The sequence below is a fragment of the Arthrobacter sp. FW306-05-C genome (assembly GCF_021801725.1).
Lineage (GTDB): Bacteria > Actinomycetota > Actinomycetes > Actinomycetales > Micrococcaceae > Arthrobacter.
The window spans coordinates 3,555,422-3,581,472 of the sequence record NZ_CP084556.1 but is presented as its reverse complement, the minus strand read 5'-3'; the positions used below and the strand labels follow the sequence as shown (position 1 = coordinate 3,581,472).

The 26,051-nt window shown below is 64.8% G+C and carries 24 protein-coding genes; 20 read left to right on the top strand and 4 right to left on the bottom strand.

Annotated elements, in window-relative coordinates:
- The first annotated feature begins 151 nt into the window (after positions 1 to 151).
- The gene (locus tag LFT44_RS16680; RefSeq protein WP_236799541.1) at positions 152 to 748 is read left to right on the top strand and encodes a recombinase family protein; all 597 of its coding nucleotides are present in this window, start codon (positions 152 to 154) and stop codon (positions 746 to 748) included.
- A gap of 20 nt (positions 749 to 768) precedes the next feature.
- On the opposite strand, the gene LFT44_RS16675 is transcribed toward LFT44_RS16680, so the two are convergent.
- Entirely contained in the window at positions 769 to 1,659 is an 891-nt protein-coding gene (locus LFT44_RS16675) for a hypothetical protein (protein ID WP_236799540.1), read from the bottom strand.
- A gap of 337 nt (positions 1,660 to 1,996) precedes the next feature.
- Between LFT44_RS16675 and LFT44_RS16670 the strand changes: the two genes are divergently transcribed.
- From LFT44_RS16670 to LFT44_RS16645, 6 genes are all read left to right on the top strand, one after another.
- A complete protein-coding gene (locus tag LFT44_RS16670) occupies positions 1,997 to 3,202 on the top strand; it encodes an IS110 family transposase (RefSeq protein WP_236799539.1) in 1,206 nt (401 codons plus the stop codon).
- Positions 3,203 to 3,301: 99 nt separating this feature from the next.
- Complete coding sequence (locus tag LFT44_RS16665; RefSeq protein ID WP_236799538.1) at positions 3,302 to 3,502, top strand: hypothetical protein; 201 nt, start codon at positions 3,302 to 3,304, stop codon at positions 3,500 to 3,502.
- Between the two features lie 54 nt (positions 3,503 to 3,556).
- Positions 3,557 to 4,291, top strand: coding sequence for a GAF and ANTAR domain-containing protein (locus LFT44_RS16660; RefSeq protein WP_236799537.1), 735 nt, complete (start codon positions 3,557 to 3,559; stop codon positions 4,289 to 4,291).
- A gap of 351 nt (positions 4,292 to 4,642) precedes the next feature.
- Positions 4,643 to 5,071, top strand: coding sequence for a hypothetical protein (locus LFT44_RS16655; protein WP_236799536.1), 429 nt, complete (start codon positions 4,643 to 4,645; stop codon positions 5,069 to 5,071).
- A gap of 339 nt (positions 5,072 to 5,410) precedes the next feature.
- Entirely contained in the window at positions 5,411 to 6,319 is a 909-nt protein-coding gene (dprA, locus tag LFT44_RS16650) for a DNA-processing protein DprA (RefSeq protein WP_236799535.1), read from the top strand.
- Between the two features lie 914 nt (positions 6,320 to 7,233).
- Complete coding sequence (locus LFT44_RS16645; protein ID WP_442863784.1) at positions 7,234 to 8,514, top strand: IS110 family transposase; 1,281 nt, start codon at positions 7,234 to 7,236, stop codon at positions 8,512 to 8,514.
- Between the two features lie 289 nt (positions 8,515 to 8,803).
- On the opposite strand, the gene LFT44_RS16640 is transcribed toward LFT44_RS16645, so the two are convergent.
- Positions 8,804 to 10,015 carry a Gfo/Idh/MocA family protein gene (locus LFT44_RS16640; protein ID WP_236799533.1) on the bottom strand — a complete coding sequence of 404 codons (1,212 nt, stop codon included), beginning with the start codon at positions 10,013 to 10,015 and terminating at the stop codon, positions 8,804 to 8,806.
- Positions 10,016 to 10,269: 254 nt separating this feature from the next.
- On the opposite strand from LFT44_RS16640, the gene LFT44_RS16635 reads away from it, so the two are divergent.
- The 6 genes from LFT44_RS16635 (at position 10,270) to LFT44_RS16610 (ending at position 15,855) form a co-directional block, all read left to right on the top strand.
- Entirely contained in the window at positions 10,270 to 10,932 is a 663-nt protein-coding gene (locus LFT44_RS16635) for a YesL family protein (RefSeq protein ID WP_236799532.1), read from the top strand.
- Between the two features lie 127 nt (positions 10,933 to 11,059).
- Complete coding sequence (locus LFT44_RS16630; protein ID WP_236799531.1) at positions 11,060 to 12,592, top strand: extracellular solute-binding protein; 1,533 nt, start codon at positions 11,060 to 11,062, stop codon at positions 12,590 to 12,592.
- Entirely contained in the window at positions 12,593 to 13,567 is a 975-nt protein-coding gene (locus LFT44_RS16625) for an ABC transporter permease (RefSeq protein ID WP_236799530.1), read from the top strand.
- Positions 13,567 to 14,439 (top strand): carbohydrate ABC transporter permease, encoded by an 873-nt coding sequence (locus LFT44_RS16620; protein ID WP_236799529.1) that lies wholly within the window; start codon positions 13,567 to 13,569, stop codon positions 14,437 to 14,439. Before LFT44_RS16625 ends, LFT44_RS16620 begins: the two co-directional genes overlap by 1 nt.
- A 24-nt stretch (positions 14,440 to 14,463) precedes the next feature.
- The gene (locus LFT44_RS16615; RefSeq protein WP_236799528.1) at positions 14,464 to 15,156 is read left to right on the top strand and encodes a rhamnogalacturonan acetylesterase; all 693 of its coding nucleotides are present in this window, start codon (positions 14,464 to 14,466) and stop codon (positions 15,154 to 15,156) included.
- Positions 15,157 to 15,855 carry a DUF1961 family protein gene (locus tag LFT44_RS16610; RefSeq protein WP_236799527.1) on the top strand — a complete coding sequence of 233 codons (699 nt, stop codon included), beginning with the start codon at positions 15,157 to 15,159 and terminating at the stop codon, positions 15,853 to 15,855.
- 62 nt (positions 15,856 to 15,917) lie between these two features.
- Here the strand turns inward: LFT44_RS16610 and LFT44_RS16605 are convergent, their stop codons facing one another.
- Positions 15,918 to 16,484 (bottom strand): ABC transporter substrate-binding protein, encoded by a 567-nt coding sequence (locus LFT44_RS16605; protein ID WP_236799526.1) that lies wholly within the window; start codon positions 16,482 to 16,484, stop codon positions 15,918 to 15,920.
- A gap of 302 nt (positions 16,485 to 16,786) precedes the next feature.
- On the opposite strand from LFT44_RS16605, the gene LFT44_RS16600 reads away from it, so the two are divergent.
- Positions 16,787 to 17,164 carry a DUF7793 family protein gene (locus LFT44_RS16600; protein WP_236799525.1) on the top strand — a complete coding sequence of 126 codons (378 nt, stop codon included), beginning with the start codon at positions 16,787 to 16,789 and terminating at the stop codon, positions 17,162 to 17,164.
- A gap of 42 nt (positions 17,165 to 17,206) precedes the next feature.
- Here the strand turns inward: LFT44_RS16600 and LFT44_RS16595 are convergent, their stop codons facing one another.
- Positions 17,207 to 18,244: a LacI family DNA-binding transcriptional regulator gene (locus LFT44_RS16595; RefSeq protein WP_236799524.1), complete on the bottom strand. Its 1,038-nt coding sequence runs from the start codon at positions 18,242 to 18,244 to the stop codon at positions 17,207 to 17,209.
- Positions 18,245 to 18,396: 152 nt separating this feature from the next.
- Between LFT44_RS16595 and LFT44_RS16590 the strand changes: the two genes are divergently transcribed.
- From LFT44_RS16590 to LFT44_RS16565, 6 genes are all read left to right on the top strand, one after another.
- Positions 18,397 to 18,741, top strand: a complete 345-nt coding sequence (locus LFT44_RS16590; protein ID WP_236799523.1) for an L-rhamnose mutarotase — start codon at positions 18,397 to 18,399, stop codon at positions 18,739 to 18,741.
- An 87-nt stretch (positions 18,742 to 18,828) separates the two neighbouring features.
- Positions 18,829 to 19,995: an L-rhamnose isomerase gene (gene rhaI / locus LFT44_RS16585; RefSeq protein ID WP_236799522.1), complete on the top strand. Its 1,167-nt coding sequence runs from the start codon at positions 18,829 to 18,831 to the stop codon at positions 19,993 to 19,995.
- Positions 19,996 to 20,002: 7 nt separating this feature from the next.
- Positions 20,003 to 22,039, top strand: coding sequence for a bifunctional aldolase/short-chain dehydrogenase (locus LFT44_RS16580; RefSeq protein ID WP_236799521.1), 2,037 nt, complete (start codon positions 20,003 to 20,005; stop codon positions 22,037 to 22,039).
- The gene (locus tag LFT44_RS16575; RefSeq protein WP_236799520.1) at positions 22,036 to 23,529 is read left to right on the top strand and encodes a rhamnulokinase; all 1,494 of its coding nucleotides are present in this window, start codon (positions 22,036 to 22,038) and stop codon (positions 23,527 to 23,529) included. The genes LFT44_RS16580 and LFT44_RS16575 overlap by 4 nt, the downstream gene beginning before the upstream one ends.
- 74 nt (positions 23,530 to 23,603) lie before the next feature.
- A complete protein-coding gene (locus LFT44_RS16570) occupies positions 23,604 to 24,623 on the top strand; it encodes an acetylxylan esterase (RefSeq protein ID WP_236799519.1) in 1,020 nt (339 codons plus the stop codon).
- 49 nt (positions 24,624 to 24,672) lie between these two features.
- Entirely contained in the window at positions 24,673 to 25,998 is a 1,326-nt protein-coding gene (locus LFT44_RS16565; protein WP_236799518.1) for a glycoside-pentoside-hexuronide (GPH):cation symporter, read from the top strand.
- Positions 25,999 to 26,051: the final 53 nt, after the last annotated feature.

Sequence of the window (26,051 nt, the reverse complement as noted above, 5' to 3'; positions counted from 1 at the left end):
CTTTCCAAGACACTGTCCGTGGCCGCGGGAGGGCCAGCGGTGGCGGCGCGAGCGGGCGGAATGGCCCGGAACTCGACGTCTCGGAAAGGCGTCTTGCGGTAAATTGTCTCGCCGCGGGTGCATCGGGGGCTTTTCGAGTCAGAATTGCTTTGTGAGGCTACTGGGTTACACCCGGGTCAGTACTTCCAGCCAGGACGCGCAGCTGCAGCTGGATGCCCTGGTCGCGGCCGGTGTGCAGAAACGCGATGTCTTCGCCGATGTGACTTCCGGAAGTAAGACGGCGATCGAACGGCCCGGAATGAAAAGGCTCCTCGAGTACGCCGCGGAAGGCGACACCGTGGTTGTGTGGCGGGTCGACCGGCTGGGCCGCTCGTTGGTCGACGTGCTGAACACGGTGGCCCTGCTGCGCGGCCGCGGTGTCCAGGTCCGGTCCATCTCCGATGGTATCGACCCTGTAACCTCGACCGGCCGACTGATGTTGAACATGCTCGCAACTCTTGCCGAGTATGAACGCGAGCTCATCGTCGAGCGCGTCAATGCCGGCATCTCTGCAGCACGACAAAACGGCACTCGGTTTGGCCGGCCCCTGTCCGACCCGGCCGTCATCGCGGACAAGCTCGCAATCGCCCAAGACGCCCGCGCCAAGGGCCGCACCGCGAAGGACGCGGCCCGTCTCGTTGGCTGGAGCCGCGCGACGCTCTACCGCCACCAGCATGTAGTCGCTGCCCCCGAGAACAACGGCGCCTAGGCACGATTCGGGCTGTTGGCCTACTTCTGCGGGCGTATGAGATCTGCAGCGTACATCAGTGCTGGAAGTCCGTACGCGCCCAAATCTCTTTGGATCCTTAACATGTGGGTCGGCCAGTGTCGGAGCCATTGATCCTCAAAGTCGAGTTCGGGAGAAACCCAGGTTCTCGACGGGATGAAACAGTCGATGAGAAGTTCAGTGAGCCAGCCGAGTGCAAAACCTGAATCGATGCCGCGCTGAAACTCATCACTGTAGGACGCTGAGCCATCGAGGCCTTTGGTTACGCCCCGCATGGTCTGGTAAGCGCTGAAGTGGACGTACTGGGAGGAACACTCCGCGAGGAAACCATGTAGGGGGTGTTTCTCAGCGAACCGCTTCTCCGCCAGCCACGCAATCTTAGGGAGCGCGCCGGGGTACCCACCACGGGCTCGGCGCGATGGCCAGCTGAGCTTCGTTGCCAACTCTTCGAAACTTCGCAGATTCTGTTCGAATTGGGGAGCAAGCTCATTATGCGCAGATTCCAGGAACCCTGTTGCCTTTGCCTCATCCTGGCCAAAGAAGGTGCTTTGCGTCCGTACTCGTTGCATCACGTTGAGATTCGCCATCCTGCTGAGTAGTTCATTTCTCAGTCGGCGATCTTCAAGCGTGGCCAAATAATGGATCCAAGTGTTCTCCTCATAGGCGATTCGCACAAACGGTGCAGCGTGGTTACCGAGCCCGGCTCTGTAGAGCGTGACGGCAGCCTTCAACCGTTCTGTGTGAGAAATGCAGATCGAATGCGCGATCGATGGAAAGAAATCTTGTTCATCGGACGATGGTTCGGATGGCCAGTCCTGGAGGACCTTGTTTGCAACAGATAACACTTCATCTGCCCACTCGGCGTACCGCTCGTGACGAATCTCCCGGATCATCAGGCCAATGTACCGGAGCCCGGTTTCGGCACTAATGCAGAACCCGTCCTCGCTCCGCTCGAGCTGTAGAAGCGTTTTTCTGTTTTTTGCTGCTGTCCTTATGTTGTTGACGGGTAGTTTTCCGTGGCCGTTGTAGGGTCGTGGCTACCCAGGGGAGGCGGGTATGGCTTTGTTGCTGTGGCCGGACGACTCGCGCGTGACGGCTTCGTAGGATTGGCCGCCCGCCACCCCGCGATGACCCGACCGCTGATTGAGAGACGCGACATGATCGCCGGATAAGGACACGACGGCGCGGTTATCTGCTGGGTTCCAACCATCCGACAGACTGGAGGCTGTTTTGGCGAAATTGTGGGCCGGGATCGACGCCGGCAAAGCCCATCACCACTGCGTCGTGATCGACGCCGACGGAAACCGTCTGCTCTCCCAAAAAATCCCCAACGATGAACCGGCATTGATCGAGCTCATGTCCAACGTCCTCAGACTCGGGGACGGGGATGAAATCGTTTGGGCAACGGACCTGAACCACGGCGGACCCGCGCTGCTGATCGCCATCCTCGTCGCCCACGGCCAGAACATCCTCTACATCCCCGGCCGGGTCGTCCACCACGCCTCCAAGCTCTACCGCGGCGAAGGCAAAACGGACGCGAAAGACGCCGCAGTGATCGCGGACCAGGCCAGGGTGCGTAAAGATCTGCAGCCTCTGCGTGCAGGGGATGAGATCAGCACGGGCCTGCGGATCCTCACCGCCCGGAGGGCTGACAAATCCGCGGACCGGGTCCGGGCGATCAACCGGCTGCAGGCCCAACTGCTCGAATACTTCCCCGCCCTTGAGCGTGCCTTTGACTACAGCCGCTCTAAAGGTGCGTTGCTGCTGCTGACCAAACACCGGACCCCTGACGGGATCCGCCGCACCGGTCAGGCCAGGATCCACGCCTGGCTGAAGAAACACGGCACCCGTTCCTCCGCCGCGGTGGCCCAGGCGGCCGTGGACGCAGCGAAGTCCCAGCACACCACCGTCCCGGCCCAGCACCTCGGGGAATCGATCGTCGCCGCCTTGGCACAGGAAATCATCACCTTGGACAAGGAACTGGCCGACCTGGATGCGCTGATCGCTGAGAAGGTCACCGAACACCGGCACACACAGGTGCTGCTGAGCATGCCCGGCTTCGGCCCCGTCCTCGCCGCTGAATTCCTCGGCGCCACCGGCGGCGACCTCACTGTCTTCCAAACTGCGGACCGGTTCGCCGGCGTCGTCGGACTCGCCCCCGCGCCCCGGGACTCCGGAAAGATCAGCGGCAACCACCACCGGCCCAGACGCTACGACCGCCGGCTGCTCCGGGTCTTCTACCTTTCCGGGCTCTCGGCCCTGAAAAGCTGCCCCGCCTCACGAACCTACTACGACAGAAAACGCACCGAAGGCAAAACCCACATCCAGGCCATGCTCTCCCTGGCCCGCCGCCGTCTCAACGTCCTTTGGGCCATGCTCCGCGACGGCACTACCTACGCCGCTGTCAGGCCACAAGCGTCACGTATAGCTGCGTAATGCCGGCGGGCAGGACGGAACTTGACCGCATCCACACGCCGTCATGCCTTAATGGAGGACCCCTTGCACGTCGAGTGGAGCAGTTTTTAGCATGGGTGTATGGAGGAGGCGCGCAAAACCGCTCTGATCCTGCTGAGGAATAGAACCCTCACGCCGGACGATTTGTGGATCGCGTTTTACGCGATCGGCGGGACCGCCGGGCCGCTGGAGCTTGAAGCTTACATTCATGGGCTGCTGCCGGTGAGCATGATCGACGCCGAACTGCTTTCCGACGCCCTCCATAACCTGCAGGACATCTGATCCTCCAAAAGGTGCGTGGTTGTGATAGCGGGAGGGTGCTCCTACATTTGATTAATGACCGCACAGGAAGAAACCGGCGATTTCGAGCGGCTGCATGCCCTCATAGCCACTGCTGACATCAAGGGCTTTCTGGACGGCATGTCCGGCCATGCCGCTGCGACCATGAGCAAGGCCACCGGCGGACGCATTGAAAGTGCCGTCACCTTGCGTCGACGCAAACGCAGTACAACGATCGCCGGCAGCAGTGACGAAGCGATCCTGCTCGATGGAATTGAACAACGTCTGGGAGACGGGCCCTGCGCCGAAGCGCTGCGAACCGGGAAACCCACCCTGATCGCCGACGTTTCTGCTGAGCGGCGCTGGCCTGTGTACTGCGAAAACCTTGCCGCGTCTGGGTACCGAAGCGTTCTGGGTGTCCCTCTGCAGCTTGAAGAAGGCGCCAGCGGAGCATTGAACTTTTTCGCACCTGCCCCAGGTGTCTTCACGACAGAGACGACAGCTGAAGCAGCACTCTTCGCCGGCACGGCGAGCCACGCCCTGCGGCTGGCCATCAGAATCGCAGTGGCCGAGGAACTCGCGGACAACCTACGGGCCGCCCTGGACAGCAGGACCGCCATCGATCTGGCCTGCGGGATGATCATGGCCCAAAACGAGTGCTCAAAGGAACAAGCCATCGAAATCCTCCGCAGAACATCGAGCAACCGTAACCAGAAACTCAACACCCTCGCAGAGCAGATCGTTACCCGCGTCGCGGGAACTGACAGCACGACAACCTACTTCGAAGACTAAACTCGCGCATCAGAAATAAAACCCTCAAAGCAGCCTGCCAAGGGCAGGGGGCGGGCCTCGCTGCGCTCGGACGGTACAAGCTCTTTTTCTTTTTTGCTGCTGTCCGGTGGATCATACGTGTCCGCTCCACCTGCGCAACCGTCCTGCGGACGGCCGCGCAGCCGACGGGTTGTATTCGGCGCTGCGCTTATTTCCTCACATAACCCGTCCGCTGCTTGCCCTTCGGGTTGCCCCGGCTCCGTCGGGCACAGCTACGCGATGCTCCGCCAGCAGGCAAAAAACATGGTGGGTGAGAGGGTTAGCCGGTACTTCAGGAACCCGCCCCGCCGAGCGAAACGGAGCAATCACTTGATGACCACAGAAACCCAGACCCACACGGCCACAGCCGACACCGCTGAACCGGTCTCCGCTCCGGCCCTTCCTGCCGATGACCGGGCGGGAGACGGCTACGACTGGATGGACACCCTCGAAGGCACCGCCTGGTCTGTGCTGCCGAACTGGGGCAGCGAGGGATGGGACGCCGGATCCTGGCCCTACATCATCCTCGCCGTCGCCCGCACCCGTGACGGGAACGGGGAATTGTTCGGCTACGGAACCTACGTCGAAGGGGACACCACCACGCACTGGTTCCGCTCCCAGGGTGCCTGCTATGAAGCGATCACCGCCGAGGTGTTCTTCCACTGGGCCTCCGGCCAGTCCGACGGCCCGGACAACCTCCCCGCCTCGGCCGCCGGCCTCCCGGAGCAGGACCGCAAGCCCTACCCCGGCTGGACGGACTAAAAACCCCCGAGGTGTCCCGGCCATCCACCGGCCGGGACACCCGAGCGGCACCGCCGATATCCGTTGACAACATCATTGAGATTCCTGCGGATCGTACGTGCCCGCTCCACCGGCTCAACCGTCCTGCGGACGGCTGCGAAGCCGATGCCTTGTGTCGGCGCTTCGCTTATTTCCTCCCACAAGCCATCGGCTGCTTGCCCTTCGGGTTGCCCCGGCTCCGTCGGGCACAGCTCCGCGATGCTCCGCCAGCAGGCAAAAAACGCCCGGGGGAGAGGGGAAGCTGGCCGGTCACCAAGGCCGCCCCGCCCACCGGATCCTCAGCAAAGGACGAGAAAAACCATGAACGATCGCATTGCACGCGCAGCCCTGACCCGCCTGTTCGAACCGAACGACACGGTTGGGCGGACCCTTGTGGGCAGGCTGGGCGCGTACGCCGCCCTGCGGCTTGCCACCGGCGCCCAACCCGCCCCCACCCTCCCGGACGTGACTTCCGAGGACCTGACCGACGCGGTGAAGCGCTGGGCGCCCCGGGTACCGGAGCTGGACCCGGAAAGGGACCTAGCCACCATCGAACGCCTGGGCGGCGGGTTCCTCATCCCCGGGGACGAGCACTGGCCCGCGGGGATGGACGACCTCCCGGACGCACCCCTAGGCCTCTGGTACCGGGGCAACATCGGAAACGGGATCCCCGACCCCTCCAAATGCGCGGCACTGGCGGGATCACGGGACCGCACGAGCTACGGCGCGGCCGTCACCGGTGATATCGCCTACGGCCTGGCCCAGCGCGGAATCTGCGTCATCGCCGGACTCGCCTACGGCATCGACGCTCACGCTCACCGCGCCGCACTGGCCGGAAGCGCCGGAGGAGGCCCGGCCACCATTGCAGTTCTCGCCGGAGGCGTTGACCGGGACTACCCGTCCGGCAACGCTGACCTCGCGGCCGCGATCAGCGGCAACGGCCTGACGCTTTCAGAGCTGCCGCCCGGTTCCGCCCCGACCCGGTACAGGTTTCTGCAGAGGAACCGCATCATTGCCGCCCTTGCAGGGGTGACGTGTGTCGTAGAGGCACGCTGGCGCTCAGGGGCGCTGAACACCGCCCACCACGCCGAAACCATTGCCCGTCATGTCGCGGCCGTCCCCGGCAGCGTGCACAGCGCCAACTCGGCAGGATGCCACCGGCTCCTGAAGGAAGGCGGGGCCGTGCTGGTGTCCGACGCGGCCGAACTGGCCGAGCTCCTCGCAGGGTAGTCCTTCCAGGTGGCCGTCCCGTTGCTGGGGCGGTCACCGCGGGCGGTCCGCCGTCGTGGCCTCCTTGCGCTGTGGGTTGGCGGCGGCGGACCGCCATTTCGCACACACTGTGCCGGCGACCATGGGCGCGCGCGGCCGCCGAAGGTCGAGGTGCCGAAAGCAAGCCCGGGGTGCTGAGGGAAGGTTCGCTGGGCTCACCAAGGAAAGGGCGTCCGCTGGCGCGGCCGGCTGTGGGGCCAGTGCCGGCTCCGCAGGGCTCCGCCGTCCCTGGCCCTGTCTTGTCTTCGACATTTTGGCTGCTGTCCTGACGGATTGTACGTGTCCGCTCCGGCCCGTCTAGCCCCTCCTTCGTCGGGGCCTGCGGTGCAGGAAATGTCCCTGCGGCGCTCCTAATTCGTTGTTAAGGCGGTTCTGGGAACGAGATCTTCTGGCTCGCGGGGCTGTCTTGGTGGGGTTCTGCGGTGAAGTCATTGGTGGTGACGCCTTCGGCGCTCTTGGGTCCTTGAATCCTCGACGCAGAGCGGCGCGTTCGCCGGCGGCCCTCCGCGGAACTCTGGATTCCGCGGCGCAGCACTGCTGCGACGCCTTCGGCGCTCTTGGGTCCTTGAACCCTCGACGAAGAGCGGCGCGTAACGGCGCAGATTGACGCCGCGGGATCTCCCTGGACTGGCCGGCAAATGCCGTGGGGTTTTTGCCGGCCAGGTTCCGCCACCCCGCGTGGCATCGGAACCCCCAACTGTTGGCGTGGTACTTGGTTCTCGTGGTGGCGTGCAGGCTGCGGGATGACCCCTTCCTTCTCCGGGAGCCGTGGAGCTCTTGGTCAGACCGGGGCGCCCGAAGTGGACTCGTTTCACGAACGGCTGGTGAGATGGCAGACCTTCGAGTCTTGGAATTAGGGCGCTGCGTGATCCGAACTGGCACACCCCGGGAATAGAAAGCACCTTGACTGCGAGGAGTACAGATTGGACATCTACTGCGGGATCGACTGGGCCGAGGGCCATCATGACATTGCCATCATCGACAGTGCCGGTGAGCTGCTGGCCAAACGCAGGATCACGGACGACGCTGCAGGCTATCGGGACCTAATGGAACTGCTCGCCGAACACGGGGACACACCCCTGAACCCGGTCCCGGTGGCGATCGAGACAAGCCAGGGCCTGCTCGTCGCAGCCCTGCGTGCCGGCACCCGGAGCATTTACGCGGTCAATCCGCTCTCGGCCGCACGCTACCGCGACAGGCATGGGGTCTCCAAGAAGAAGTCCGATCCGGGGGATGCTTTGGTGCTGGCGAACATCCTTCGGACCGACGCCCACGCCCACCGCCCTCTCCCGGCTGACAGCGAGCAGTCCCGGGCGATCACCGTCCTGGCCCGCGCCCAGCAGGATGCCGTGTGGGCACGCCAGCAGACGGCCAACCAGCTCCGCTCCGTGCTGCGCCAGTTCTACCCTGCGCTCCTGCAGGCTGCCGCCGTTTGGCAGAACGGGCTCACCCGCCCTGAAATCAGGGAACTGTTGCGCATCGCACCCACCCCGGGCACGGCTGCGCGGCTCAGCACCGCCCGGATCGAAGCCGCGCTGCGCCGCGCTGGACGCTCCCGCGGCATCGCCGCCCAGGCCCGGCGGATCAAGACCATCCTTCGGGGTGATCATGCCCGCCAGCCTCAGGCCGTTGAAGACGCCATGGGGCAGCAGGCGGCCAGCCTTCTGCTCCTCCTCGACGCTGCCTGCCAGAGCGTCGATCAGCTCAGCACCGCGGTCGAGGAAGCATTCCTCACCCACCCCGATGCCCAGATCCTGCTCAGCTTCCCCGGGATCGGCAACCAGCTTGGGGCACGGCTCCTGGCCGAGATCGGAGACGACAGGAAGCGGTTCGCCGACGCCCGGTCGCTGAAGGCGTACGCCGGCTCCGCGCCCATCACCAGAGCGTCGGGCAAGAAGAAATTCGTCGGCCGCAGATTCGTCAAGAATGACCGGCTCAGCACCGTCGGATACATGTGGGCGCTGTCCGCCCTGACCGGATCCCCAGGCGCCAGAGCCCACTACCAGCGCCGCCGCGCAGCCGGGGACTGGCATGCAGCAGCCCAACGGAACCTCTTCAATCGCCTCCTCGGTCAACTCCACCATTGCCTCACCACCGGTACCCGTTTCGATGAAGCCACAGCCTTTACTCCACCGGCTGCAAACCTCGCTGCTTGACTTCTTAAACACGTGAGATGTCTTCGTCGCTGATTTCCTCCGGGAATTTCCCGCCCCTTGCCCTGCGGGTAGACAGGCCTCCGTCGGCCACAGCTCCGCAAGCTTCGCCAGCAGCCAAAACAACGGTGGGGGAAGGGAAGCTGGCCGGTCACCAAAGCCGCCCCGGCGACAACAGGGTCCATGCCCGCACCTATTCCACCCGCTTGACAGACATAGAAGCGTCGGTGGGGGAAGGGAAGCTGGCCGGTCACCAAAGCCGCCCCGGCGACAACAGGGTCCATGCCCGCACCTATTCCACCCGCTTGACAGACATAGAAGCGTCGGGGGCGGCTGCAGCCCAGGGCAGGCCCAGCTCACTGAAGGTGGCATGTTGCCGGCCTGCCTGATCCAGGGCCTCCTCGATGCCGGCTACCACCGCGTGCGCGGCGTCCCCCTCGCCCTCCCAGCGCACGTAGGCGGGATCGATGGGAGTGGGAAGTGGTGCTGTGCGCACGGCCTCCAGCACGAGCATGAAGGCGCCACTGTCCTCCAGGCTGCTGATGAGCGGGACCCCGCGGGACCGGTGGGCCAGGAGGTTCTCCGTGAGGTCGTCCCGGCCATACGTTTCCTCAGTGCGTCCCGCCGCTGTTTCAACCGTGAGCCGGTCCTCGGTGTAGTGGAACACTGCCGTCCCGTTAGAGCCTTGGAGGGTCACGTAAGGCTCAACGGACTCCGAGGCGCAAATGGTCAGGGCACAGGTAATGGGCAGTCCGGCGGCGGTGCGGATCCGGATCACGGAGGTATCGTCCGATTCGATGTCATTGGCCCGGTACAACTCGGTTTCCACGGACGCCACATCGGTGGTGGTGCGCGCCCCGGCAATATGGAGTGCCGTTGCCACGGCGTGCGCCAGCGGATTGGTGGCCACGCCGTCCACCACGTCCACACCGTTGATGCTCCGTTTCCCGGCCCATCGGGAGCGCTTGTAGTAGGCCCGGTCCCGGACCCAGCGGCCGGTGGCGGAAATGCCCTGCAGGGTTCCGATGGTTCCCGCGGCCAGCAGGTCCTCGACGGCCTTCAGGGCGTGCGAGCCGAGGCTTTGGAAGCCGATCTGGACTCCACGGCCCGATGCTGCGGCGGCTTCGCACAGCCGGTTGAAGTCTGCAAGGGAGGCGACCGGCGGTTTCTCCAAGTAGAGTTCCGCATCCGTGGCCAGGGCGGCCAGGGCCAGCGGGGCATGGGTCTGGATGGGGGTGGCAACGATAACCAGGTCCAGGTCCCGGGTCGCCTTCAGGAGGTCGTCAAGCCCCGGGTAAACAGCGGCCGACGGCGGCACGGCACCCGGCGCCGGAGGCTGCGGGTCCGCCACGGCAACCAGTTCAACGCTGCCGGCGGCCTGGAGCCGTTCGAGGTTCCGGAGGTGGTGGGTGCCAAAGCCGTGTACACCCACCAGCGCAACCCTTGCCGCCGGTGTGGTGGCCGTGCCGGCGCCGCTGCCGGCGGTTTCCGTTGCCGTTCCCATCGTTCTCCGTTCTGACCGGCGGCACCACGTCGCGGGCACCAGTGTCCCAGGCGCTGGCATATTTCCAGCAAGCGCTTTCCATCACTCAGTGTGCGGCATTCGCGTACTTCGAGTCTAGTTATGTAACGATTCAAAAAACCACTTGACCGTGGTGTGACGGGAGGTCTAGATTTCGAGAAACCGATTACCAGCGTGATGCGGGACACGTTCCGCTTCGCCCCTGCAACGATCGAGAAACAGAAGGGAGCCGTGCCATGCTGTCCGGGACCTTCAGTGCGCGTGCCTACTCGTTTTTTGACACGCTTGTATGGATTGCCTGCCTGAACCTGCTCTGGATCGCGTTCACCGTGTTGGGCCTCGGTGTCCTTGGTGCCGGCCCCGCAACGGCGGCCGCGCAGATCCTGGTGCGAAAAAGGGCGGCCGGCGATGCTGCTCCGCTGCTGCGGGGCTTCGCTGCCGAATACTTCCGGAACTTTGGCAGGGCCAATGCCCTCTCGCTTCCGGTCATGGCCGTGGTGGCTGCGCTTGTCCTGAACTGGAACTACTTCTCAGGCGGCCACGGGATCTTCCCGCAGCTCATGGCCGTGGTCCTGCTTGTTGCGGGAGCCTTCGTCGCCGGTGCCTTCTGCTACGTGTTCCCGATGTACGCCAGGTACGAACTGCCGCTCCCGCAGTATCTGCTGATGTCGTCCCGGTTCGCCGTGCGGCACCTTGCGGGGACAGTCATCCTGCTGTTCGTGTCCGCGGCCGTGCTGTACGGCAGCAGCTGCCTTCCGGGGCTGATCCCGTTATTCAGTATGGGTGCCTGGCTCTACCTGACCGGCTGGCTGTGCGACCGCTTCTTCACCGCCAATGACCAGGCCGTAGAGCAGGTCGAACCTGTGGGGCAGGCCGTCCCGCAGGGCGCCTCCACCTAAAAGCAATTCCCCGGCAGCCGGGCTACCCCTGATGGTGGCAGGCGCATGCCTGTGTCGTTCAAATGAAACGTATCAACCCAGGGCGCCAACGCCCGAAGAACCCCAACGAAGTGGAAAAGGAAAATAAATGATCCGTAGGAAACTTACCCTTGCCGCCGCCGTCGTCACTGCGACGGCCCTGAGCCTCACGGCGTGCAGCGGCGGGGGTGACACACCGGCCGCGGACCTCACCTCGGTGTCCATCATGGCCCCGTTCCTTGAGGCGCAGCCGCCTGCAGCGGACGGTGCCGTCCAGAAGAAGCTCGAGGAACTCACAGGCAAGCAGGTCAAGATCAACTGGGCGCCCAACGCATCCTACGAGGACAAGACCAACATCACGCTGGCGGGGTCGGACATCCCGCAGGTCATGGTGATCCAGGGTAAAACTCCGGGCTTCGTCAAGAACGCCCAGGCAGGGGCTTTTTGGGACCTGACGGACAAGTTGGACAAGTACCCGAACCTCAAAACCACCTTCCCGGACATCCAGAAGAACGCCAGCGTCAACGGCAAGGTCTACGGCGTGTTCCGTGGCCGTGCCCCCATGCGCGCAGCGGTGATGTTCCGGCAGGACTGGCTGGACAAGCTGGGCCTGCAGCCGCCCAAGACCGTCGAGGACCTGTACAAGGTGGCCAAGGCCTTCACGGAGCAGGATCCGGACGGCAACGGCCAAAATGACACCTACGGCATCACCATCCCCAAGTGGGGTGCGCTGGGAACCAACAGCCCCTACGACCTGATCGAGGAATGGTACGGTGCCGGGAACCGCTGGACGGAGCGGGACGGGAAACTCGTGCCCAGCTTCGAGACGGACGAATTCCTCGAGGCGGACCGGTTCATCAAGAAGATGGTGGACGAAAAGCTCATCAACCCGGATTTCGCCACCTTTGACAGCACCAAATGGAACGAGCCGTTCTTCAACGGCAAGGGCGGCATCATTGTCGACGTCGATTCGCGCGTGAGCGTGCTGATCAACCTCTTTAAGCAGGCGGATCCCAACAACTTCCAGAACAAGGTGGGCTTCGTGGGCAATCTCGAAGGGCCAGACGGCAAACTGCACGCCCACCCCACCGACGGGTACTCGGGGTTCCTGGCCGTGCCCAAGGCCAGCGTCAAGACCGAGGCTGACCTGGACAAGGTCCTGCAGTTCCTGAACACCATGAACGGCAAGGACGTCCAGATCCTGCTGAACAACGGCATCGAGGGTGTGAACTTCAAGGTGGAGGACGGCAAGGCGGCCACCATCAAGCCGGAAACCCCGGAAGGCAAGGCCGTCACCACCGACATCAAGAGCTACGCACAGCTGGGCATGAACGTTGCCGGCAACGGGTTCTACCCCGTGAAGCAGCCCTCCGACTACGAGCAGCAGGTCTTCGACAAGCGCACGGAAGTCATGGCGGAGGATCTCAAGAGCGCGGTCTACAACCCGGCAGCACCCTATGTTTCAGCCACGTACGTTGCCAAGGGCGCCCAACTGGACAACATCGTGGCCGATGCCCGGATCAAGTACCTGGCCGGCCAGATCGATGAGCAGGGCCTCAAGGACGCCATCAAGCTGTGGGACACCAGCGGCGGTAACAAGGTCAAGGAAGAGATCAACAAGCTCTGGCAGGACAACAAGTAAATGGCAGCCCCTGTCATCGACACCCTCGCCGGGGAGCGGGTGGGCAAGACCACTCCCGCTCCCCGGAAGGGGGGCAGGTTCTCCGTCCATTTCGCGCACTACAAGTGGCTGTACCTGTTGCTGCTGCCCGGCGTGGTGTACTTCGCAGTGTTCCGCTACGCACCCATGTACGGGGTGTCCATCGCCTTCAAGGACTACGTCCCGTTCCTCGGCGTGAACGGCAGCCCCTGGGTGGGTTTCCGGAACTTCGAGGACTTCTTCGCCAACCCCGACTTTCCCCGGCTGCTGGGCAACACCCTCATCCTGGCGTTCCTGAACCTGGGCGTGGCCTTCCCGCTGACCATCATCCTGGCCCTGCTGCTGAATGAGGTCCGGCTGTCCGTCCTCAAACGCACCGTCCAGACCCTGGTGTACATCCCGCACTTCCTGTCGTGGACCATTGTTGCGTCGCTGAGCTTCCTGCTGTTCGCCCTGGACATTGGACCGTTGTTCCAGTTCCTGAACAACGTCATGGGCACCAATATCGATTTCCTGAGCGACCCCGCCTGGTTACGGCCCCTGATCGTGCTCCAGGAAATCTGGAAGAACACCGGCTGGGGCACCATCATCTTCCTCGCAGCGCTGGCCACCGTGGACCAGGACCAGTACGAGGCAGCGATCATCGACGGCGCCGGCCGCTTCCGCCGGGTCTGGCACATCACCCTGCCCGCGATCCGCTCCACAATCATCGTGATGCTGATCCTGGCCATCGGTCAGATGCTCAACACCGGCTTCGAGCAGATCTACCTGATGACCAACGCCCTCAACAGGGAAGTGGCCGACGTCTTTGACACCTATGTCTATTTCGTGGGCATCACCCAGGGCGCCTACAGCTACTCCACGGCGGTGGGCCTGTTCAAATCACTGGTGGGCATCGTGCTGATCTTCGGCACCAACTGGCTGGCCAAGCGATTCAACCAGAGCGGACTGTTCTAATGAAGATCCACAACACCCGCGGCGGCCGGATCTTTGACGCCGCCAACTACGTTTTCCTGTCCCTGGTCGGCATCATCACGCTGCTGCCGTTCGTTTACGTCTTCGCCGGGTCATTCGCCACTGAGGCCGAGATTACCCGCCGGGCATTCTTCGTCTGGCCTGAGCAGTTCACCTTGGGCTCCTACGAGTACATCTTCGCCACGCCGGCGTTCGTCCGCGCCCTGGTGACCACCATCCTGGTCACGGCGGTGGGCACCCTGGTCCAGCTGGCCTTCACCGTGACCATGGCCTACCCGCTGGCCAAGAAGACCCTGCGGGGCAGGAACGTGATCCTTTCCCTGGTGGTTTTCGCCATGGTGTTCTCCGGCGGAATGATCCCCACGTTCCTGCTGGTCAAGGACCTGGGCCTGCTCAACTCCTACTGGGCCCTGATCCTGCCGGCGGCCATCAACCCGTTCAGCCTGATCATCGTCAAGAACTTCTTCCAGGAACTGCCCGCCGAACTGGAGGAGTCGGCCAAGATGGACGGCGCTACCGAAATCGGGATCCTCTGGCGGATCCTGCTGCCGCTGTCCAAACCGGTCCTGGCCACGTTCGCGCTGTTCTATGCCGTGGGCATCTGGAACGACTTCATGTCGCCCCTGCTGTACCTGAGCGACAACTCCAAGTGGACCCTGCAGATGTACCTGCGCCAGGTCACTGCCGCTTCCGACCTGCTGGGCACCGGCAACGTGGACCCCAACTACATCCCGCCTGAACAGGGCATCAAGTTCGCCGTGATCGTGGTGGCCACCCTGCCCATCCTCATTTTCTATCCGTTCCTGCAGAAGCACTTCGCCAAGGGCATGTTGATCGGCTCCGTCAAGGGCTGACTCCCGCCTGGAGGAAAGGACACCATGAAGATACTGCTGGCCGGCGACTCCACCGTCGCCAACTGTCCCACGCAAGAGTTCCCCATGAGTGGCTGGGGCGCGCACTTGGCCCCGCTCACCTACACGTGGGCAGCAGTGCATAACTTCGCCAAGGGCGGGGCCAGCACCGAATCCTTCCGCAGTGAGGGGCTCTGGGCGGACCTGCTCGCCGGGGCAGGCCCGGGCGACCTGGTGCTCATCCAGTTCGGCCACAACGACCAGAAGAAGCAGCATCTCGCGGCCCGCACCGGGTATGCGGCGAACCTGCGCACCATGGTGGCCGAGGTGCATGCCCTGGGCGCCGCTACGGTGCTCTGCACATCGGTGGAGCGCCGGCACTTCCTTGACGTGCCGTCGTCGGACGCTGTCCTGGAGGAAAGCCTGGAGGACTATCCGGAGGTGGTCCGCGAGCTTGCCCTGGAGCTGGGCGTCGCAGTTCTGGACCTGAATGCCCGGACACGGTGCCTTTACCTCGGGCTGGGGCCGGACGGCTCCCGGGAGCTCTTTTGCCACTTCGCGCCGGGAGAGCACGCACACTGGCCGGACGGCCTGGCTGACAATACGCATTTCTCCCAACACGGGGCCGCGCTGGTGGCGGGGGAGGTGGCCCGGCAGCTCGGCGGGCTGGGCTATGGCGCGAAGCAGCGGCTGGCAGGTACGACGGCGGGACGCGGCTAGGTGGGCAGCGCAGGCCTGGAGACAGGCGTCCTTTACCGCAACCCGCTGGCCGGGCCGGACGATGTCGCCGGGTGGGTGGCGGAGGGGCCGCTACGCTTAGGCAGCCTTGAGGGCGCACTGGAGCTGTCAGGCAGCCTGGATGACCAGGACTTCGGCGACCATGCACACTGGACGTTCTGGTGCCCGGAGGAATTTCCGGACGGCATCCGCATCAGCTGGGAATTTTTGCCCCTTGCTGAGCCAGGCCTTGCCATGCTGTTCTTTGCCGCTGCGGGCCACGGCGGGCTGGACCTCTTCAGCCCGTCCCTGGCACCCAGGACCGGCTACTACCCGCAGTACCATTCGGGCGACATTGATGCCCTGCACGTCTCCTATTTCCGGCACAAGTACCAGCCCGAGCGGGCGTTCCGGACCTGCAACCTGCGCAAGAGCGCGGGGTTCGAACTGGTGGCCCAAGGTGCGGACCCGTTGCCTCCTGCGGAAGACGCCACGGACTTCTATCGGCTGGAAGTGCTCAAGGACGGCCCGCTGGTGGCATTTTCCATCAACGGGCTGCCGCTCTTCGAATGGCGTGATTCGTCGGACAAGGTGCTTGGCGGGGGCCGGATCGGCTTCCGGCAGATGGCACCGCTCCGGGCTGCCTACCGAAACCTGGTGGTGGAGAAGCTCCAGGCGGCACGCACCTGCACGGGACAGTAAAGCGGGCGGCCCTTTCGGGGCCGCCCGCTTTACTGGCGTTCCAGGTTCTTGACCTGCCGGAACTAGAGGCCCAGGAGGCGGTTGAGCAGGTTGGCCAGGCCGCTCAGGCCCGTCCCGCCGTCGAGGAGCCCGGTGACGGCGCAGAGGAGGTTGCCCACCAGGTTGCCGGCTCCGGTCTGGGAGGTGATGTCGAGGACCACCTGGTTCAGGTCCACGTTGAGTCCCAGGAGATCCAGGTGCAGCGGCCCGAGGACCAGGTTCAGGATGTCGCAGCTGCCGCCGCTGGCGAGGGCAGCCGCGGTGGAGGGTGCGGCTGCAGCGGTGGTGGTTACCGTCTGGGTGACAGGGGTGGCCACGCCGTTAAGGTCCGTGAAGGTACCCTGCACCAGGCCGGTGACGGTCAGCTGGCCGTTCTGGGCGCTGAAGCCGGACGGCGTGAACGAGCCAACGAAGGTGCCGACGCCGTCGATGGTCTGGTTAATGGTTCCCGTTACGTTGGCAACCTGTGATGACTGGGAAGCGGCAGAAGGAGCCGCTGGAGCCGCTGCCGTCGCCGGGCCTGCCATGCCAAAGAGCATGGCGCCGGAGAGGGCAATGGCGGTGACTGAAGCTGAGACCTTTGTTCGCATTTTCGGTAGATCCTTTCAGCGCCGGGTTGCGGCGCAATGAACCCCCCGAGGCTCCGCCCCCATGGAGAACCCCGGCGGAACTGGTTATTTCAAATGCAGTTGTTTCAAATGCAGCCCTCGCGGGCCGCGACTCGCAGCTGCCGGATGGTGATCCGGGCCACGGCACGTCGACCAACCTATTAGTAAGTATGCTGATTAGTCAAGCCGCTTGCAGGCTGTTGGGCATGGGCGCCGTGTTCCGGGTTCCCTGCACTAAGGCAAGATAGGGGAGTCAGCAACTGCCCACTGGAGGGAGGCGGGATATGGAACCCGTAATGGTCGACGGCGGCAAGGGCACTGTGGAGTTGCGCGCCGACGGCATCATCCACCTCATCTGGGAGCCCAGCGTCCGGATAGAAGTTGAGGATGCGACCGCGGCCATGGCCGCGGTGAACCGCATAGCCGGCGAAGGAAACTATCCCATGCTGGTGGACATGGCCACCACCGAGAATGTCAGCATCCAGGCACGCTCCGTCTTCTCCATCCCCTGCGCGGCCAACCGCATCGCCCTGCTGGGGGCAAGCCCTGTGGACCGGATCATCGCGAATTTCTTCTTGGGCGTCCACGTCCCGCCGTGCCCCACGCGCTTCTTCACTTCCCGGAGCGACTCCATGAAGTGGCTGCAGCAGTCCGGCAAGTAGCCTTCCCCGGTGTCCGTCGCCGCTGGGCCGGCGAGTTCTGTGTCAGCCGGCGCTGGGCCCGCTTGTGCCGCGTGCGGCAGTGCTCTGCCGGACCACCAGTTCTGGGGTGAACACCACGGACCGGTGGACGGGATTCTGCGACTCCACTTCCTCGGACAGCAACTCGATGGCCGTCCGGCCCAGTAGTTCCGTCGGCTGGCGGATGGAGGAAAGCGGAACCACGGCCGAGACTGAAAAATCGATGTCGTCATAACCGATCAGGGCCACGTCCTCGGGGATGCGGAACGTGTGGGTCATGGTGAGTGACTGCATTACGCCCAGGGCCAGGAGGTCGTTGGCGCAGAAAATGCCCTCCGGCAACTCGGCGCTGCCCCGCTCCACCAACGTGTCGCCCACGCTGCGTCCGGCCAGGACGGTCTGTCCCTCGGCTTCCAAAACCTCCAGCATTGCGTCCGGCTCCTCCTTTACGGCCCGCTGGGCCCCCTGGAGGCGGTCTGCCACCTGCCGGATGGAAGTGGGACCGCCAACAAAGGCGAGTCGACGGCGGCCGGTGTCCAGCAGGTGCCGGGCGGCAAGGTATCCGCCGGCGTCGTCGTCCACGGCAACCGAACTGAACTTGGATTCGTCGGCCAGCCGGTCCACCAGCACCGTGGGCACTCCGCGTTCGCGGAGGAGGTCCAGCCTGTCCGTGACATCGCCAACGGGTGAAATCAGCAGGCCCTGCACGCGCTGCTCCTGGAAGAGGTCGATGTAGTTCGCCTCGCGCCCTGCATTGTGGCCGCTGTCGCCGAGCAGCACTGCACTTCCCTGCAGTGCGGCGGCGTCCTCCGCCGCACGGACCACGGAGGTGAAGAAGGGGTTGCCCACGTCCAGGACAATGAGTCCGATGGTGCGGCTGTGCCCCACGCGGAGCTGCCGGGCGGCATCGTTGCGGACAAAGCCGAGGTCGTCGATGGCGCGCAGCACCCGCTCCTTGGTCCGATCCGACACCCGGTCCGGATAGTTCAGGACGTTGGAGACCGTGCCTACGGCCACGCCCGCGTGGGTGGCGACGTCCTTGATGCTGGCTGTGCGGTTCATCGATTCTCCGTGCTGATATGCCCGCGGCAGCTGGTTCCGCGCGGGAAATCAAAAGTTCTTGCCATTGCTTGACACCTGCTCAAATCCAAGAGTACTTTGAATCGTAACAATGAAACGATTCAAAGAATCCAAAAGTTTGTAGAGGAGTTCCAGTGAGGGTGTGCTTCCGTTCCTCGGTGCAACCGGCGTTGATGGATGAGTACCGTCGGCGGCACGCAGCGGTTTGGCCCGAGATGCTGCACGCCCTCAAGGAGGCAGGCTGGCATAACTATTCCCTCTTCCTCGGAGAAGACGGCCTCCTGGTGGGGTACGTGGAGTGCGACGATTTTGACGCCGTCCGTGCCCGCATGGCCCTGACGGAGGTGAACGCCCGCTGGCAGGCGGAAATGGCAACGCTTTTCGAAGATTCCGGCCAGGCACCCGACGAAGGGTTCCAGGTCCTTGAGGAAGTCTTCAACCTTGACAGCCAGTTGGCGGCCCAACCCTCCGCGGGCTGACCGGGGCACAAAAACCAGCAGGGCTCCAGCAGCGGGGCATCAACCACAACGCATCAGAATGACGCTCAAACACCGGAAAGAACCATCATGAACGACGTAGCAACGGCGCTGGGCAGGCTCGGGGAGCTTGCAATCGAGGTCCCTTCGTGGGCCTATGGAAATTCGGGAACGCGGTTCAGGGTGTTCGGCACGCGTGGCACCCCCCGGACCGTCCAGGAGAAGCTGGCGGACGCCGCCAAGGTCCACGAGCTGACCGGACTGGCGCCCACCGTGGCCCTGCACATCCCGTGGGACAAGGTGGATGATTATGCGGCCCTGAAGGAATACGCCGCCGGCCTGGGCGTGGGCCTTGGCACCATCAACTCCAACACCTTCCAGGACGACGAGTACAAGTTCGGCTCGCTGACATCCTCCAACGAGTCCGTCCGCCGTCGTGCGGTTGATCATCACCTGGATTGCATCGACATCATGCATGCCACGGGCTCGAAGGACCTGAAGATCTGGCTGGCGGATGGCACCAACTACCCGGGCCAGGACGACATGCGCGGCCGGCAGGACCGGCTCGCCGAATCCCTGCAGGAGATTTACGCCGCCCTGGGCGATGAGCAGCGCCTGGTGCTGGAGTACAAGTTCTTCGAACCGGCGTTCTACCACACCGATGTTCCGGACTGGGGCAGCTCCTATGCCCAGACCCTGGCGCTGGGCGAGAAGGCGTTCGTCTGCCTGGACACCGGCCACCATGCCCCGGGCACGAACATCGAGTTCATCGTGATGCAACTGCTGCGCCTGGGCAAGCTGGGCTCCTTCGACTTCAACTCCCGCTTCTACGCCGACGACGACCTCATTGTGGGTGCGGCGGATCCGTTCCAGCTGTTCCGGATCATGCATGAGGTGATCCGCGGCGGCGGGTACGGCAAGGACTCCGGCGTGGCCCTGATGCTTGACCAGTGCCACAACCTTGAAGAGAAGATCCCGGGCCAGATCCGGTCGGTGCTCAACGTCCAGGAAATGACGCTGCGCGCCCTGCTGGTGGACACCGCAGCGCTGAACGAAGCCCAGCGCGCCGGTGATGTCCTGGCCGCCAACGGCATCTTCAATGACGCCTTCTACTCTGACGTCCGGCCCATCCTGGCCGAGTGGCGTGAATCCCGCGGGCTGCCCGCGGACCCGATGGCCGCGTTCAAGGCCAGCGGCTACCAGAAACAGATCAACGAGGACCGCGTGGGCGGCCAGCAAGCCGGATGGGGCGCCTGAGGAAGTTATGACGAACACGACTGTTGAAGACCTGATTTCCCGTTCCAACCGCCTGGGCGCGGACAAGCGGAACACCAACTTCGCCGGTGGGAACACCTCAGCCAAGGGCATGGAAAAGGATCCGGTGACGGGCGAGGATGTCCAGCTGCTTTGGGTCAAGGGCTCGGGCGGAGACCTGGGCACCCTGAAGGAGCAGAACCTGGCGGTGCTGCGCCTTGACCGGCTGAACGCTTTGAAGGGCGTTTACCCGGGCGTGGAGCGCGAGGATGAGATGGTGGCAGCGTTCGATTACTGCCTGCACGGCAAGGGCGGAGCCGCCCCCTCGATCGATACCGCCATGCACGGCCTGGTTGATGCCGCACATGTGGACCACCTGCACCCGGACTCGGGCATCGCCATTGCGACGGCGGCGGACGGCGAGGCCCTGACCACCAAGATCTTCGGCAACAAGGTGGTGTGGGTGCCCTGGCGCCGCCCCGGCTTCCAGCTGGGCCTGGACATCGCCGCGATCAAGGACGCCAACCCGCAGGCCATCGGCACCATCCTGGGCGGCCATGGCATCACCGCCTGGGGTGCCACCAGCGAGGAAGCGGAGCAGAACTCGCTGTGGATCATCGAGCAGGCCGAAAAGTACATCAGGGACAACGGCAAGGCCGAACCCTTCGGGCCCAAGCTGCCCGGGTACGGTGCACTGCCGGAGGCCGAGCGCCGAGCCAAGGCGGCAGCCCTGGCACCGGTGATCCGCGGCCTGGCCTCCACCGACAAACCGCAGCTGGGGCACTTCAGCGATGACGCCGTCGTCCTTGACTTCCTGGAAGCCGCGGAGCACCCACGGCTCGGAGCGCTGGGCACCTCCTGCCCGGACCACTTCCTGCGCACCAAGGTCAAGCCGCTCATCCTGGACCTGCCGGCGGACGCCTCCCTTGAGGAGTCGATCGCCCGGCTGCACGAACTGCACGCGGACTACCGCGAGGACTACCAGGCCTACTACGACCGCCATGCGGACGGAAACAGCCCTGCCCTGCGCGGAGCGGACCCGGCCATCGTGCTGGTCCCGGGCGTGGGCCTGTTCTCCTTCGGCGCGAACAAGCAGACCGCCCGGGTTGCCGGCGAGTTCTACATCAACGCGATCAACGTGATGCGCGGTGCCGAGGCGATCTCCACCTACGCCCCGATCGAGGAATCCGAGAAGTTCCGCATCGAGTACTGGGCGCTGGAGGAAGCCAAGCTGGCGCGGATGCCCAAGCCCAAGTCGCACGCCACCCGCATCGCGCTGGTGACCGGTGCCGCGTCCGGCATTGGCAAGGCGATCGCCACCCGCCTCACCGCTGAAGGCGCCTGCGTGGTGATCGCGGACCTGAACCTGGAGAACGCGCAGAAGGTCGCCGAGGAACTCGGCGGCTCCGATGTTGCCATCGGCGTCCAGGCGGACGTGACGGACGAAGCGCAGGTCGCGGCGGCGATCGACGCCGCCGTGCTGGCATTCGGCGGGGTGGACCTGATGGTCAACAACGCCGGCCTGTCCATCTCCAAGCCGCTGCTGGAAACCACCGAAAAGGACTGGGACCTGCAGCACAACGTGATGGCCAAGGGTTCGTTCCTGGTGGCCAAGGCCGCCGCGAAGGTCATGATTGCCCAGGGAATGGGCGGGGATATCATCTACATCTCCTCCAAGAACTCGGTGTTCGCCGGGCCCAACAACATCGCCTATTCCGCCACCAAGGCAGACCAGGCCCACCAGGTCAGGCTGCTCGCGGCCGAACTGGGCGAGCACGGCATCCGTGTCAACGGCATCAACCCCGATGGCGTGGTCCGCGGCTCCGGGATCTTCGCCGGCGGCTGGGGCGCCAAGCGCGCCGCGGTCTACGGCGTCGACGAGGAGAAACTGGGTGAGTACTACGCCCAGCGCACCCTGCTCAAGCGCGAAGTCCTGCCCGAGCACGTGGCCAACGCCGCCGCCGTCCTGACCAGCAACGAACTGTCGCGCACCACCGGCCTGCACATTCCCGTGGACGCCGGAGTGGCCGCAGCCTTCCTCCGATGAGCACGGTTCCGAACGGTGTCGACGCGCATTTTGCCGCCAGCGTGTTTGCCGCCGTCGACATCGGCGCCTCCTCCGGGCGCGTGATGCTGGGACGGGTTTCCCCCGAAGGTGTGGCGCTGGAGACCGTCCACCGCTTCCCGAACGGAGTGGTGGAGCGCGACGGCGGCCTCCGCTGGGACTTCGACGGCCTCTTCGCCGAGGTGATTGAGGGCCTGCGGGCTGCCGCCACGGTCGCGGCGGTGCAGGGTGAAACGATCGCGAGCATCGGCATCGACACCTGGGCCGTGGACTACGGCCTGGTGGACGCGGCCGGGAAGCTGGTGGCACAGCCGTTCAGCTACCGGGACGACCGCAGCCGTGCTGCCGTCCAGACTGTCCACGCCACCCTGGACCCGGCGCGCCTGTACCAGACCACGGGGCTGCAGTTCCTGCAGTTCAACACCATTTACCAGCTGGCCAGCGAACGGAACCTGGACGGGCTGCAGGCCCTGCTCATCCCGGACCTGATCGCGTTCCTGCTCACCGGCGTGCGCCGGACCGAGGCCACCAACGCCTCCACCACTGGACTGTTCGACGCCGTGGCGGGGGAGTGGGCCACCGAGTTCTTCACCGCACTGGGCCTGCCGAAGGACCTGTTCCCGCCGCTGATCCAGCCGGGCGAGGCGTTCGGAAACCTCAAGCCGGACATCGCCGCGGCCGTGGGCCTTCCGGTGGAAACCACAGTGGTGGCGGTGGGCTCCCATGACACTGCGTCCGCCGTCGTTGCGGTCCCCGCGACAGCGGACAACAGCAGGGACGGCTTCGCTTACATCTCTTCCGGCACCTGGTCCCTGGTGGGCCTGGAACTGAAGCATCCGGTCCTCACGGAGGCCAGCCGGGAAGCCAACTTCACCAACGAACGCGGTGTCGACGGCACCGTCCGCTACCTGCGCAACGTGGGCGGGCTGTGGCTGCTGAGCGAATGCCAGCGCACGTGGGCCGGGGAAGGGTTCCAGCCGGACCTTGCCGCCCTGCTGGCTGCCGCCGCGGCACTTCCCGCGGGCGGGCCGCAGATCAACGCCGACGACGCGGACTTCATCGCCCCGGACGACATGCCGGACCGCATCCGCGCCGCGGTGCGGCGGACCGGTGCGGACCTGGCGAACGACCCCGCGGCCATCACGCGCTGCATCATGGACAGCCTCGCGGCAGGCTATGCCAGGACCATCACGGCGGCGGAGCGCCTGGCCGGCCGGCAGGTGGACGTGGTGCACATCGTTGGAGGTGGTTCCCAGAACGCCTTGCTCTGCCAACTCACCGCCAACGCAACCCGCCGACCGGTCATCGCGGGACCCGTCGAAGCCACCGCCCTTGGCAACGTACTCGTCCAGGCACGCGCTGCCGGGGCAGCCACGGGAGGGCTGGCCCTCCTGCGTGGAATTGTTGCCGCCGGAACCAGCCTGCACCGCTACGAGCCACTCGTCAGCGTGAGCCAGGGATCTCTGCAGTAGAAAGGGGATCCGTGCAGTAGAAATAGAAGAACCCACCGCGAGCCGCCGAACAACAGAAACAGAACTGGACAACGATGCCCCTCTTCGACCTTCCCCTGGCACAGCTGCGCAGCTACACCTCCGATGTCACGCCGCCGGAAGACCTGGGCGCGTTCTGGGATGGCACCCTCGACGAAGCCCGTGCCTTTCCGCTCAACACAACCTTCGAGCCGGTCGAGAACTACCTCACGGTGATCGACACTTTCGACGTCACCTTCTCCGGCTTTGGCGGCGCGCCGGTCAAAGGATGGCTGCACCTGCCTGCATTCAGGGAGGCAGGTGCCCGGCTTCCGGTGGTGGTGAACTACATCGGTTATTCCGGCGGCCGTGGCCTGGTCAACCAGGACACGCGCTGGGCACAGGCCGGATACGCGCATTTCATTATGGACACCCGGGGCCAGGGGTACGGCGGCACGCTGGGGCACACCGCGGACCCCCATCCGTCAGCCGGGGACGTGGCACACGCGGGCCTGATGACCAGGGGCATCGCCAGCCGCGAGGACTACTACTACCGCCGCGTCTACGTTGACGCCTTCCGCGCGGTGGAAGCGGCCCAGGCCCACCCTGCCGTCGACGCCACAAAAGTAGTGCTGGCGGGAGTCAGCCAGGGCGGCGGGCTGGTGGTGGCCACGGCGGGGCTCACCGCCGGAAGGCTCGACGGCGTCATCGCCGCGCTGCCCGACGTTCCGTTCCTGCAGGACTTCCCGCGCGCCATCGACATCACCCCACGGGGACCGTACCCGGAGATCGCCCAGTTCCTGGCCCGGCACCGGGAGCGCTACGACGACACCCTCGCCGTCCTCAACTACTTCGACGGCGTCAACCTGGCCCGGTACGCCACGGCGCCGGCGCTGTACTCGGCTGCCCAGATGGACGATATCTGCCCGCCGTCCACCGTCTTCGCCAGCTTCAATGCCTACGGCTCCGGGACGTCCGGCGCATCCGCCACCGGAGCTGTAAAGGACATCGACGTGTACCGGTTCAACAACCACGAAGGCGGCCAGGAACATCACTGGATCCGGCAGCTGGTGTTTCTGCGCAAGATTTTGGGGTAGATTCCTGTTCGAATGAGAAAGCGTTTTCTCGTTCGGGGGACAGGGAGCAATGAAGCCTTTGAGCAGGGCCGCAATCGTAGGCTATGGCGCCGGCGATGCGGCCAACAGCATGATCATCAGCACCGCCAACATGTTCCTGCTGGTCTACTACACGGATGTGGCCGGGATCGGCGCGGCGGCTGCCGGCACCCTGCTGGTAGTCGCGCGGGTGTTCAATGCCTTCACGGACATCGCCGCGGGCAGGATCGTTGACCGCTTCCACAGCCCCCGGTGGGGAAAGTTCCGCCCTTTCCTGATCTTCGGGTTCATACCACTGGTGCTGGGCGTAGCCGTGTTCCACGTGCCCGACGTCGAGCCATCACTGAAACTCCTCTACGCCTACTGCACCTATTTCCTGGTCTGCCTTGCCTACAGCCTGGTGAACGTCCCGTACGGCTGCCTGGTGGGGGCCATGACCCAGGACCCCCGCGACCGGGCCAGGCTTGCCGGGGCGCGGACCATCGGCGGTCTCTCCGTGGGGGCGACGCTGGGGTTCTTCGTGGCACCGCTCCTGGGCGTGGGAGGGGACGTCCAGCAGATCTTCACCGTGATGACCCTGGTCTTCGCGGTTCTGGGTTCCGGGCTCTATGTGTTCACCGGGATCGCCTGCCGGGAACGAGTGGCCGGCAGCGTCCCCAAAATCACCTGGCGCCAGACCATCGAAGCACTCAGGGTCAATTCGCCGCTGGTGGTCCTGTGCCTTGCCTCCGTGCTGCTGGTGACGGGCAACTCCGCCACCGTGGCCGCCCAGTTCTACTACCTGCGCGATGTCCTGTCCCGCCTGGACCTCTTTCCCCTGATGGCCCTAACACAGGTGGTCATCACCCTGGCACTCGCCGTGCTGATGCCCCGTCCGGTGGCCAAATGGGGCAAGAAGGCGGTGTTCACCGTCGGCTGCCTGCTCGGCGGCGCAGGCGGACTGGTGGTTTTCCTGGTGCCGGTGGAAGCACCCTGGGCGGCGGTGGCCGGGATGGTCCTGGCCCAGCTTTCAGCCGCAACGATCAGCATCCTCACGTGGGCACTAATCGCGGACACCGTGGAATACGGCGAATGGAAGACCGGCGTCAGGGTCCAGGGCATCAACTACGCCCTCCTGGCTGCCACCCGGAAGCTGGGCATGGGTTTCGGCGGAGGATTGGTGGCCTTCGCGCTCGCGTGGGGCGGCTACTCCTCGTCAGTCCAGGAGCAGGCGGCCCCGGCCCTTACCGCCATCCGCGCCGCTGCCGGACTGTTGCCCGCCGCCCTGGTGCTGGCCGCCGTCGTCATCATGTCCTGGTACCGCCTCACTGACCAAAAGCACGCCGAACTGGTGGCGGGCCTTCAGGAATCGCGATGAAGGGAATGTGACGCACTGATTTTGCGGCTGCGTGCACCCGGGTTTATGGTCTC